Origin of the sequence: Candidatus Enterococcus wittei, from assembly GCF_002140175.1 — a bacterium.
Classification (GTDB): domain Bacteria; phylum Bacillota; class Bacilli; order Lactobacillales; family Enterococcaceae; genus Enterococcus_B; species Enterococcus_B wittei.
Window position 1 is genome coordinate 778297 of the sequence record NZ_NGMO01000001.1, and the last position, 11679, is coordinate 789975.

Annotated in this window: 12 protein-coding genes and 1 other RNA gene; 2 read left to right on the top strand and 11 right to left on the bottom strand. The window is 34.8% G+C overall.

Going from position 1 to position 11679, the window contains the following annotated elements; translation table 11 throughout:
• Positions 1–257: 257 nt before the first annotated feature.
• The gene (locus A5844_RS03050; RefSeq protein ID WP_086283795.1) at positions 258–473 is read left to right on the top strand and encodes a hypothetical protein; all 216 of its coding nucleotides are present in this window, start codon (positions 258–260) and stop codon (positions 471–473) included.
• A 415-nt stretch (positions 474–888) separates the two neighbouring features.
• Positions 889–1056, top strand: a complete 168-nt coding sequence (locus A5844_RS14130; RefSeq protein ID WP_154670122.1) for a hypothetical protein — start codon at positions 889–891, stop codon at positions 1054–1056.
• Between the two features lie 543 nt (positions 1057–1599).
• On the opposite strand, the gene ssrA is transcribed toward A5844_RS14130, so the two are convergent.
• The 11 genes from ssrA to A5844_RS03110 form a co-directional block, all read right to left on the bottom strand.
• Positions 1600–1967: a transfer-messenger RNA gene (ssrA, locus tag A5844_RS03060) on the bottom strand.
• A gap of 194 nt (positions 1968–2161) precedes the next feature.
• On the bottom strand, positions 2162–2449 hold the full coding sequence (locus A5844_RS03065) for a putative quinol monooxygenase (protein ID WP_086283798.1): 288 nt from the start codon (positions 2447–2449) through the stop codon (positions 2162–2164).
• Between the two features lie 12 nt (positions 2450–2461).
• Complete coding sequence (locus A5844_RS03070) at positions 2462–3103, bottom strand: nitroreductase family protein (RefSeq protein WP_086283800.1); 642 nt, start codon at positions 3101–3103, stop codon at positions 2462–2464.
• A gap of 24 nt (positions 3104–3127) precedes the next feature.
• Positions 3128–3532, bottom strand: a complete 405-nt coding sequence (locus A5844_RS03075) for a MarR family winged helix-turn-helix transcriptional regulator (protein ID WP_086283802.1) — start codon at positions 3530–3532, stop codon at positions 3128–3130.
• A 412-nt stretch (positions 3533–3944) separates the two neighbouring features.
• Positions 3945–4208 (bottom strand): hypothetical protein, encoded by a 264-nt coding sequence (locus A5844_RS03080; RefSeq protein WP_086283804.1) that lies wholly within the window; start codon positions 4206–4208, stop codon positions 3945–3947.
• Positions 4209–4349: 141 nt separating this feature from the next.
• Positions 4350–4838 carry a free L-methionine (R)-S-oxide reductase MsrC gene (gene msrC, locus A5844_RS03085; protein WP_086283806.1) on the bottom strand — a complete coding sequence of 163 codons (489 nt, stop codon included), beginning with the start codon at positions 4836–4838 and terminating at the stop codon, positions 4350–4352.
• 294 nt (positions 4839–5132) lie between these two features.
• The gene (locus A5844_RS03090; RefSeq protein WP_086283808.1) at positions 5133–5651 is read right to left on the bottom strand and encodes a GNAT family N-acetyltransferase; all 519 of its coding nucleotides are present in this window, start codon (positions 5649–5651) and stop codon (positions 5133–5135) included.
• A 277-nt stretch (positions 5652–5928) separates the two neighbouring features.
• Entirely contained in the window at positions 5929–6951 is a 1023-nt protein-coding gene (locus A5844_RS03095; protein ID WP_086283810.1) for a beta-N-acetylhexosaminidase, read from the bottom strand.
• Between the two features lie 171 nt (positions 6952–7122).
• Positions 7123–8514: a M24 family metallopeptidase gene (locus A5844_RS03100; protein ID WP_373419201.1), complete on the bottom strand. Its 1392-nt coding sequence runs from the start codon at positions 8512–8514 to the stop codon at positions 7123–7125.
• A 3-nt stretch (positions 8515–8517) separates the two neighbouring features.
• Positions 8518–9282, bottom strand: coding sequence for a DeoR/GlpR family DNA-binding transcription regulator (locus tag A5844_RS03105; protein WP_086283813.1), 765 nt, complete (start codon positions 9280–9282; stop codon positions 8518–8520).
• 330 nt (positions 9283–9612) lie between these two features.
• Complete coding sequence (locus A5844_RS03110) at positions 9613–11367, bottom strand: 1-deoxy-D-xylulose-5-phosphate synthase (RefSeq protein WP_086283814.1); 1755 nt, start codon at positions 11365–11367, stop codon at positions 9613–9615.
• Positions 11368–11679 lie beyond the last annotated feature (312 nt).

Below are 11679 nucleotides of genomic sequence, written 5' to 3' on the forward strand. Positions count from 1 at the left end.
ATGTTTGCTTTTTATAGTAAAATAATCGAGCAGTATATACTATGCTCATTCAATTGCTGATATAACGTTGTCTGTAGATGATACAGATTAAAACTAATCAATAATAATAAAGCAGAAAAGCCCTGTCTCTTATACACATCTAGATGTGTATAAGAGACAGGTCTAAACGATTGTTTCTATTTTTAATAAAAATATTTCTCTTACCCTTTACCATTTAGCTTATACTATTTATATAAAATAGATTGGAGGAATTCAAAATGAAAAAAAACTCGTCGAAAAAGACAACAGATGAACTTGAACAACAATTATTAGAAAAAGAATTGCTAGGTGAAAAAACACTTAGTCATGAAATACAAAGAGCTTGGTACGCAAAAAAAGATAACGAAAAAAAAGATAATGAACATCTTGAGAATAGGCAAAGTAATCAAGAACTGAATAGTAATAAAAAGATAGAGTCTGGTCGTCAACTTTAATCGATAAAACCTTCTCAACTGATCACGTTTGAGAGGGTTTTATTTCGTATAACCACGATTGTTTCTACTTTGAGAAAAACTAGCTACGAATCATTCATTTTATTGCGTATACTGATTATATACAATAGATAGGAGAGATCCATAATGATCTGTCTCTTATACACATCTAGATGTGTATAAGAGACAGGTATATACTATGCTCATTCAATTGCTGATATAACGTCTGTCTCTTATACACATCTAGATGTGTATAAGAGACAGGTATATACTATGCTCATTCAATTGCTGATATAACGTTGTCTGTAGATGATACAGATTAAAACTAATCAATAATAATAAAGCAGAAAAGCCTGAAAACAAATAATAAAGCAATGTTTGCTTTTTCATATCATATAGATAGATTGGAGAGATTAAATTGACAGTCAAGATAACGTTTAAAGAAATAGTAAAAAGAGCTAATGAACAAGTTAAGAATGAGCTGCATAACCCAGAAATAGAACTTAAGAAAAACAAAAGCAGAAATGAGCAAGTCAACAATGAATTAATTAAAAATAAAGTAGATGATCCAGGACCTAGCCACTAAATTAGATGAAAAAACCCACTCATATGATTTTAAAGAAGATCAGGGACTAACAACTCAAGTGAAAAATCTACCTAGCCCGAATCACAAAGCATTGGAAGCAATACGCGATCCGCTGTCAAATATGGATTCGGAATTGTTAAAAGAATCGTTAAAGCTTAAAGTAACATTATCCTTATTAAACCTAATCAAGCTAAACTTAATCAAGCACACTCTAAAAGCAATCTTGAACGCATATCATTCTCTTATAAGGTGAGAGCTTAATCTTGAATTTCTATGGATGCTCACTAAAATGGACGATTATCATAGGCGAAAAATGATTGAAGAGTAAAAAAGACCATAGCCAGGAATAATTGGTTGTGGTCTTTCTATATTAGTGATTCTAGATCGTGATTTTCAATCCAGGCTTCTATTTCTACATCTAAAGTCAAAAATTGCTTCTTCAATCTATTTAAATCAATTAATATTTTACCTTCTAAAACAAAAAACGCTCAAAACCTTAATCTAAAAGGCTTTGAGCATTTAGTGAAAACTAGAGAAATCTCCAAATGGAGACGGCGGGAGTCGAACCCGCGTCCAAACATATCGCCACTTAAAAATCTACGTTCATAGTCAACTCATTTAAAGGTTCGCTTTACAGCTTGCCGAGTGACAGGCATTCTGTATTGCTAGTCTGATGAGCTCTTTTTCAACTTACAGACGGAAAGTTGAAACGTATCCCACTAAAGTTAGGACCCTTACTCGAGCACATGGGCGATGCCGAGAGGATCTACGCTAACTGTTTTTAGGCAGCTAAAGCGTAAGAGTTGTTTTCGTTTTTAGCAGTTATATTTAACTGTAACGTTTTAACGTAGACGTAACCTACGAAACGCAATTCAAGCTCGAACTATGCCTGTCGAATCCGTAACGTCCCCTTGATAAAATGGGTTACGGTATTTTTCATACTTGTAAAGTATAACATAAATACCAGTTTTTTTCAATATCGTACACTCTTTTCCATCCACATAAAGAGGGCAAGAAACGAAAAATCAGCTCTTCGGTATTAAGCAAGATGCTTTTTTCTTATTTCACTTAATACTGAAGAGTGATCCAAGATAATTTCTACAGATTATTCCATCGTTTTTGCTACAACGATTTCTGTTTTCTTTTCACCAAATTCTGGCATCTTTTTGAATAATTGTTGTAACAAGATGCTTTGATTATGAACTTCGATTGCTTGCTCGTCTCGCCAATTTTCGATCATTACAAACTCGTTTTCTTGATTGGTGGATTCATACAGTTGATAATACAAACAACCGTCTTCTTGTTTTGTTGCAGCAATCAATTCATTAATTGCTGCTAAAAATTCGTTTCTCTTTTCTTCTTTTATTATGAAAGTTGCATTGATAACGATCATTGGCTCAATCTCCTATTTGAAAGAAGTAATCTTCTCAGAGTCTAGACGGACCGATTCATAACCTTGGTCTACTGCTTTTCCGACAGATAAGATCATTACTGGAACATAGCGTTCTTTATCCAGATCAAAAGCTTCTGCTAATTGATCTGCTTCGAACCCTCCGATTGGATTTGTATCATAGCCATGACTACGTGCTGTCAACATAAATTGCATAGCCGCTAAACTTGCATCTATTTTGACCACGTCGTTCATCTCTTGTCGAGTAAAGCTCTTATAATACGGAATAATTGCTGCTAGTTGTTGGTCGCGAACTTCAGCTGGCATTTTTCCTTCTTCAACTGCTTGCCCATAAATTTCTTCCCCATATTCGTAACAATTCATATCGCCAAAAATCATCACCATTGCAGAAGAAGTATCATTTTGTTGTGTATTAAAACGAATCAATGGTTTTAATTTTGCTTTTGCTTCCTCACTTTCCACGACAACAAAACGCCATGGTTGTAAATTCACTGATGAAGGAGCTGTTGTAGCTTCTTGGATCATCTCCAACATTTCTTCATGAGGGATTTTCACAGTTTCATCATACACACGAATCGATTTTCTGCCAAAAACAATATCAGAAAAATCATTATTTACTAAGTTTTTATTCTTCATTTTCTCGCTTCTTTCTTTGTCGATTTAATAGATTTTATTTAATAAATGAGTCAATTGATTGACCTCTTCTTCTGAGAGGGAGATACATAAAGCGTCTGCTGATTCTCGATGTTTCTTTTCACAAGCAGTCAATTCTGTTTTAGCCTTCGTTGATAGTGAAACAAGAACTTCACGATTATTTTTCACATTTCTTTTTCTAACGACGTACCCTTTTTCCTCTAAGATCTTTAAGTGACGAGAAATAGCTGCAAGATCAATTTTAAGATCCTCTTGCAATTTGTTTTGTAAACATTGCCCATTTTCTTTTAAAAACATTAAAATTTCATACCTTGTCAAACTAAACCCTGTTTCTTTTTCAAATCGCGCGGTTCCCTCTTGACTGATGACTTTTATTTGATACAGCAACTGGCTCAATTTTCTTAACTCCACAATCTTCCCCCACATTCATTGATTAATCAATTAATGACTTGTCAATAATATAAATCACATGAACTGTTTTGTAAAGTGAAATGTTTTTTGCGACAATCCCTCTTAAGATTATTCAAATGAAATCTTCTTTTCTCTAATAAATAATAGGTTCAATCTTATCGTGACAAGGAGCTAACGTAATTTGACAAACAATTAACGGGAAAGAACAGGTCCAAAGTTGCTAATTGCATAATAAAAAGTAAAAGAATTCTAAAAACACTACAGAATTCTTCTACTTATTAAGAGTTGCTATTAGTTATCATATGTTCATTTTTTCTATGTATGGGAACTTTTACGTTTAGGAAGCCTGATTAAATCCAATTTATTTTTTGATCAGACTTCCTACTGAATCACCATTTTATTAGCCATCTGCTTATGATACCAATGCTTGCGTGTAGACTTTTGCCGACGTTTGGAAAATCGTTTCTGTAGTTGTTAGCTCATAAATATCTGAATACTTTGCCACTACTTTTCCGGCCTTTTCTAAAATTTCCAAGTGATCATTCTCATCATATTCTTCCACGCAAAAAATCACGCAATTTTCTAGTTTACTCACTACTTCGCCGATTACTTTATTTTTTATCCCAACGGGAAAACAAGCATATTTTTTTCCTAAAATCACATTTTCACTATTCATGTCTCATCCACCTTTAACTATTTTATCATTTTATAAAATGATAATAACATTAAAATAAGATTATGAAAACAAAAAATACTATTATTTTGAAAAAAAAAGAAAAAAGACCTTATTTAGTCTTTTTTCACTCACTTTTTTTATTTATACCATAACGTTACTCGGATATTTACCTAACATCATTTCTACATAACGTTCTAAATATTCCTGATCGATTTGATCATAACCATCCGTTACCCCACAATCGATATCCAACACACCGATCAACTGATTGTCTTTGATCATCGGCACAACAATTTCAGATTGAGCGGCAGAATCACAAGAAATATAGTTCTCATGTGTTTTCACATTTCCAACGATCAGCGACTTTTGTTTTTCCGCAGACTCACCGCATACACCTTTTCCTACTTTGATTCGTGTACATGATACACGCCCTTGGAAAGGTCCTAAGATCAATTCTTGGCCATCATATAAGTAGTAACCAGCAAAAACAGTTTGTGGCAAGGTTTCATTTAATAAAGCAGATGAATTAGCTAAATTTGCCAACCAATTATCTTCTGCTTCTAAAAGACCTCGTTGCTGTAATAACATGATTTCATAAGCATCTCTTTTATCTTTTTCTGTCCATAACATCTCAATCACTCCTTCTATGCAAAAAAGTATAACGTAATTCGTAAAACAATGCCATGAAACATTCCACATTTCTTGTTATGCTCTATAAAAAAGAAATGACAACAAAATCGGGCTTTTTGGAAATCGAATAAAATCTTCTTACACTAAAATAAGCAGTTCTTTCTTAATCAACAAAAAAATCATTTGTTTTTTCTCATAGAAAAAGCATTTAAAAAATAAAGCTGATTGTCTATATTCTGTTTGAACTGATGAAGATCTTTTTCTAAAACAAAAGATGATCAATCTATTATTTAGTTAGTCTGTTTTATCCTTATAGTTTTTCCCTAAAATCATTAAATCAAGTATAGCTTCATCCATCTGTGCAACTGCTGGTAAATCCCCCCACACTTCATAACCATTTTTCAGAAATAAGCGTCGACTTGCCTGATTGACGTTAAATACAAAAGCAAGCACAATATGAACAGCTAATCGATCCAGTTGACTTTCCACAAATTCTAACGCTTGCTGCCCAAGTTTTTGTCCACGAACTGTTTCGTCTAGATAAATGCTGATTTCTGCTGTATGGCTATAGGCTGGTCGACCATAAAAATCACTTAAGCTGATCCAGCCAATAATCCTTTGATCTTTTTTTATGATCCATAGGGGTCTTTTATTCGGTGTATGGGCATTGAACCAAGACTCTCTTGAAAGGACTGTCACGGGTTCAATATCTGCTGTGGATTGTTTTGATGCAATGGATTGGTTGTAGATAGCAACGATCTTTGGCAAATCTTGGATAGTCGCAATGGAATAATAAATCGTGATTTTCCTCATCTCCTAACTAATAAAATAGTCTATATAAAACATTTTGACCCGTTTTACTAAAAGATTCTTTTATCCTCTCAATTCATCATTTATTATAAAATTTTTTATTTTATTCTCTTGTTTCATGACAGTATCCCCAATTCACTCTTTTCATCTTATCATGTGCATCTTTTATGCCCATTCTACACTTTTCAAAACAGATCGTCTCGGTCATCACCCCTATAATCCCTCTGTATCTATTTTCTGATGGATGATTTTAATCAGTCTTCTACATCTTCATTTTCTATTATTTTATTTCAAACTGAGTTTCAAGTAATTCAAATAGATCTGATATGTTAAAATCTGCTTCAGGATCATCTGCCCAAATTCCTACCATACTGCCAAGGACCGGCAAACCGGACTCACTGCCTACTACAAATGAATTTGAAATCGACTTGAGCCCTTCTTTGGCACTTTTCAAATGATATTGTCCATCCTTTTTTGTTTTCCGACCAATTACCCAATACCAGTGATCGTTAGTATTTAAAAGTTGATGCCCTTTACTGATTAGAAATTTTGCCGAACTGACGTCATAATTGGACCAACCAGCAGTCCAATAAGCAATCAACAAGGAAGGATCAAAAGTACCATAAGTCTCATTTTCCTGATAATAAATACCGTCATTGAATACCATTGGTTTCATCTTGTATGCTTTTACAAGCTGCACCAATTCATTGACATATTCAACAAATAACCGATATTCGCCAGTTTGTTGAATCGACCGCCAACCACCATCGTTTAGATCATTTGCATATTCGTCACAACCAATATTGAAGATTTCAGAAAAGTTAGAGAAATAGGCGATGTATTTTTCAATCAGTCCTTTTGTAAAATGAAGTGCTTGATCATTTGAAAGGTCAATTGTACGAATGGACTGTTTGTACCTAGGATTTTGGATTCCCAACTGCGTCATTCCTTCTAAAATCGCATCCATATGTCCAGGAGAATTGATGACTGGAATCACTTCCATCTCATTTGTTGAAGCAAAATATAAAATTTCATCCATCTCTGTTTCTGTCAAAAAAATACCATTTGGATCATCATAATACTTCTTCGTTCCTCGAATCAACGCTGTTTTTACTTCCTCGCTGGTATACTTTTGGTCGTTGATTAAAATAGTCATATCATCCAATAAGAAGCGTAACCCATTATTTCCTAAAACTAATGATAATCCGGTATATCCTTGTTTGTTTGCTCTGTCAATAATCTGTAAAAGTTGATCTTTTGAAAAATACTTGCGTCCTGCATCAATGGATAAAATCTTTTTCATGTACTTTGCCTCCATAAAATTGTAAGTGTTTACAAATACTATAAATTATTAGAAAAAGAATTACCATAAGAATCAATATAAAATAGGCTGGGACAGAAGCGTTTATATGTATTTAGAGCGTGGAACAAAAGTAAATAATGCTTTTGTCCCACGCTCTATCTAAACGATCTGCTATTCCTTGCAGACTCGTAATGCTTGGCTTTTAGCCAAAAAGAATGGGCGTAGATATGCTACGGTATTTGATAAAGGCAATAGTTCCTCATTGATTTGGATATTTAACACTTCGATCAAATAACGTCTGCGAATCACGATACGTTGCCACAATTCTGGATAATCTTTTGCTAACTCATTTCGTAAAGTCTCATCCGCAATCGCCACACATTCTTCCGCGCTCACCCCTGTATATCCTGGGACTGACGGAATAATATCGAGTTGAAAAATCATTCCACTTGTTACTTTTTCTGTTGAATTGGAATAAATGGGGGAAGCAAGCCACTCTTCATCCGCCGTCAAATGTCCAGGATTCAAGTGCCAGTGATAGGTTTCCTTAGGTAAAACAGACTCGATCAATTGAACCATTTCCATTCCCATCATTCCTATGCGAATCGTCTCTAGCCAACTGACCACTGCTCGAAAATAGGGCTTAGCAATGCGTTCTAAATAATCCTTTTGTTCTTTTGGTAATTGAGATTCTTCTTCAATCACAAACCCCGTACGACTAGATAGACCGCCCTTAAAACCAGTTGTCAAAGACATCGGATCTCCTAGTTGAATTGTTTTATCTGTAGGATAGAGATTCGCATATTCGAATCTCTTGCCTGTCGCCGCAATCGTAATCACTGTATTGGCTTGGCCTTGGGCATTTAAAAGTTGACCGATCGTTGATTCCTTTTCACCTACTTCGATAGCATCAAGCGCTTGTAACATACAAGAAGAAGCAAGGTTTGCACCATACTCATAGTGGGCGATTTCATTCCCATTGTTTTGTCTACGTACGCCATATTCGCCAACCATTAAGTGTGTTGCATTCAGTAATATTGTTTTGTCTGAAATTGTTTTTTTCAATGCATCGATTATAAAATAAGGTAGATCAAAGATTTGTGATGGATCCTCTATTTCAGTCGTAAATAGTTTCCAACCAATCACCCCGATCTTCTCTTTATTTCTTAAGCCTAACGTTTCAAAAATGTCAATCAGAGATCGATTATTAGTCATTGGTTGGTTTGGTAAAGAGAATGCAGGATAATGGATCAATGTTGCCTGTATGCGTGAATGGGCATTCATTTTCAGATTTTCATTTCCTAGTATCATGGTACATTCTCCAGTATCTTCAATCACTAATAGCCCTTCTTCAAAACGTGGAATAAATCCGGTTAAATATTCAAAATTACTCCCATGTTCTTTATCTGCATAAATGATCAATGTATCGTACTGCGCAGCTCTCATTTTCTGTATGATTTTTTCTCGTCTATGATGAAGCGTTTCATCTGTTAATCTTACAGGTGCGACATCTGGAAAAATTTTCGGTGCTGAGAACTTATCTAATTGGATGGAAGATTTCATCATTTACTCCTTTTTGGCAATCAGTAATTGCACATGATTATTTTCTAAAGCGTTGAGTAGTTCTTTGTCTGGTGTTTCATCTGTGATTAAAAGATCGATAGCACTTAGGTCACATATTTTAAAAAAGCCAGTTTTATTCAACTTTGTATGATCTGCTAAGGCAATTACTGTCCGACCTTGTTTGATCATTTGGCGTTTGACTAATCCTTCTTCTTCTGTATGGATGAATAGTCCTTGCGTGGAAAGGGCAAAAACCCCCAAAAATGTATAATCTGCCTGATATTCCTTCAATTTTTCAATCGTTGTTGCTCCTGACAAAAAGAGTTGCGTCTTATGCAAAGTTCCTGGCAATATCGTAGTTGTGGTATTTGGCAGTTTAGCTAATAGTAAAGCATGAGTTAATGAATTCGTAATTGCTTGGATTTCTTTTGATTCTAAATACTTGATAGTTGCTTCTACTGTTGTAGATGCATCCAATATGATTGTTGCATTTGTTTGCAATTTATTGATTGCTTCTACTGCAATCCTTTCTTTTATCTCGCTAAAAATACTTGAACGTTTGACATAGTCAAAAATGAGTGCTTCTTTCTCTATAGCCAAGGCCCCTCCATGAGTTCGTTTGATTTTTTTTTGCTTTTCCAGTTTCATTAAATCTCGTCGGATCGTATCTTTAGAAACACTGAGACGAATTGCTAGATCTTCGATTGAAGCGCTTCTTTCTTCTTCAATGATTTGTTTAATGAGAACCAAACGATCTTCCATCAACATAGGCATCCTCCTTTTCTAGCAATATACTACTTTTTGCTGTTTTTTGCAATCTTTTGCAGTTTAAACTTCAAGAAAATAAAAAAAGAAGATCAAATCGTTGAAAACTGATTCAATCCTCTGAATTTGTATGTTTTTGTATAAAAATGAGTAGTTGAACATACTCGTGTTTCATTGATTACTTCAATCATTCAGGTAAAATTTTTCTATCGGATGATAATAAAACTGTATGTTTCAATTAATGAGATACACTTTCGTAAGTTACTGACCTATAATGACTTGCCGTTTTCTTCCATATTTTGTATTTTTTAAGTTAACCTAGCACAATATTTATTAAATGGTTCGAATAATCTGCTCAACGATATTTTCTACAGTTAATCCGTTTTCTGCCAATAATTTATCGGACTGATAGCGGTCATGAAATGCTTTATCTAATCCGTAGTTTTGGACTTTTACAATACTATTTCCAAGATAGCTTGCAACAGTTTGACCATATCCGCCTTCAAGGACTCCATCTTCTAAAGTAACTACCAGTTCATGATCTTCTTCTAACTGGTCCAATAGTTCTGTATCTAGTCCAGAAATAAACTTGGGATTGATAATCGTTGCATAGATTTGATATTTTGTGGCTAATTCTTCGGCAACAGCCTCAGCCAGTGCGTAAAAATTACCTACTCCAATTAATGCAACATCAGATCCAATTTGTGTGATTTCATTTTTGTTAAGTTGAGAATAATCGGTTGTATCCACTCCACCTATTTCTCTCAGCGGACCAACGGGTACTCGAATTGCTACGGGATGCTCTGACTGCTCAATTGACCAATCTAACATCGCTAAATACTCTTCTTTACTCGTTGGTGCTAAATAAACAAGATTTGGAATATGACTCAAAAATGGGATATCGAAGATCCCTAGATGACTTTCATCATTCATTCCGTTGACCGAAGCTAAGTAAACTAAAATCGTTCCCGGTAAATTGTTTAATGCAAGATCATGAGAAATTTGATCGTAGCTTCTTTGCATAAAAGTCGAGTGAACTGCCCAAACTGGTTTTGCCCCATTTTTTGCAAGCCCGGCTGTCATTGTTGCTGCTTGTTCTTCCGCAATCCCGACATCGACAAATTGTTCTCCGACTTGTTTTCGTTGTTCTGGTGAAAACAGAATCATCGGTGTTCCGGCATTTACTGCGACAACCATTGGATCAGCAGCCATTTTTTCTAGTAAGAAATCTGTTGTGATACTACTATACGTAGCTGTTGATCGATTTGCCGCCAAGTAATCACCTGTTTCCAAGCTAAAAGGTCCACCAGCATGAAATTTTTCCCGATTTTCTTCAGCATATTTGAATCCTTTTCCCTTAATCGTATGGATATGAAGGATTATCGGTGTTTTAATTTCTTTCACTTCAGTTAATAGTGCAATCAATGCATCTACATCATTCCCATCTTCAAGATAATGATAATCAAAACCTAGAGATTTAAAGAAATTGTCTTTTGCTTGCCCTCTCGTTTCTCGTAATTCTTGTAAATTTCTATATAATCCTCCATGATTTTCAGCAATCGATTGTTCATTATCATTGACGATCACAATCGTATTCGTTCCTTGTTCTGCGATCGTATTCAATCCTTCGTATGCTAATCCTCCTGATAACGAACCATCTCCGATCACTGCAATCACATGATAGTCATCTTGTTTTAAATCCCTTGCTTTGGCCACACCACTTGCTAAAGATAAAGAAGTCGAAGTGTGTCCCACCGTAAATAAATCATGATCACTTTCTTTTGGATTGGTATAGCCAGAAACTGCATCATAATAGGTTGGATCTAAAAAAGCCTGCGCTCTGCCTGTCAACATTTTATGTACGTAAGATTGATGTGAAACATCAAAGATGAACTTATCTTTTGGCGAGTCAAACACATAATGTAAAGCGACTATCATTTCAACAACTCCAAGATTTGGTCCATTGTGGCCACCATGTTGGCTAACCTTTTCAAGCAAAGTTGCTCGAGCCTCTTCCACTAATGTATATAACTGTTCTTTGGAAAATTTTTTGATCTCCGCTGGTTGTGCGATTTTTTCTAATAACATAAAGTTACCTCCTTATTTTTATCCATCATACACCTTGAAGTGAGCTCTAAGTCAAGTGAAGTTCTAAACATTTTTTTCTGTTTATCGAATTTATCAGCTCGATTGAATTTCAGTGAATTTTTTCTTCATTTCAAAAAGAGGTTGGGACGGAAGTGTTAAGCTCCGAGAAATAAGAAGGAATTTACGAAAATTACTTTTCAAATTTTTGTTAATTTCGGATTATATCCGAATCATTTACTTCTTCTACCTAAATTTATACGTTTTTAGATCATAAGGCGAAATTGTTCTTTATTTGTGTCCCACTTCTAAACC

What these genes read in the sequence shown, in the direction of transcription:
- A5844_RS03070 (WP_086283800.1), bottom strand. Translation starts at nt 3,103, where the DNA reads ATGAAGAATAAAAACTTAGTAAATAATGATTTTTCTGATATTGTTTTT.
- A5844_RS03080 (WP_086283804.1), bottom strand. Translation starts at nt 4,208, where the DNA reads ATGAATAGTGAAAATGTGATTTTAGGAAAAAAATATGCTTGTTTTCCC.
- A5844_RS03090 (WP_086283808.1), bottom strand. Translation starts at nt 5,651, where the DNA reads ATGAGGAAAATCACGATTTATTATTCCATTGCGACTATCCAAGATTTG.
- A5844_RS03105 (WP_086283813.1), bottom strand. Translation starts at nt 9,282, where the DNA reads ATGTTGATGGAAGATCGTTTGGTTCTCATTAAACAAATCATTGAAGAA.
- A5844_RS03050 (WP_086283795.1), top strand. Translation starts at nt 258, where the DNA reads ATGAAAAAAAACTCGTCGAAAAAGACAACAGATGAACTTGAACAACAA.
- A5844_RS03065 (WP_086283798.1), bottom strand. Translation starts at nt 2,449, where the DNA reads ATGATCGTTATCAATGCAACTTTCATAATAAAAGAAGAAAAGAGAAAC.
- A5844_RS03100 (WP_373419201.1), bottom strand. Translation starts at nt 8,514, where the DNA reads ATGAAATCTTCCATCCAATTAGATAAGTTCTCAGCACCGAAAATTTTT.
- msrC (WP_086283806.1), bottom strand. Translation starts at nt 4,838, where the DNA reads ATGTTATGGACAGAAAAAGATAAAAGAGATGCTTATGAAATCATGTTA.
- A5844_RS03095 (WP_086283810.1), bottom strand. Translation starts at nt 6,951, where the DNA reads ATGAAAAAGATTTTATCCATTGATGCAGGACGCAAGTATTTTTCAAAA.
- A5844_RS03110 (WP_086283814.1), bottom strand. Translation starts at nt 11,367, where the DNA reads ATGTTATTAGAAAAAATCGCACAACCAGCGGAGATCAAAAAATTTTCC.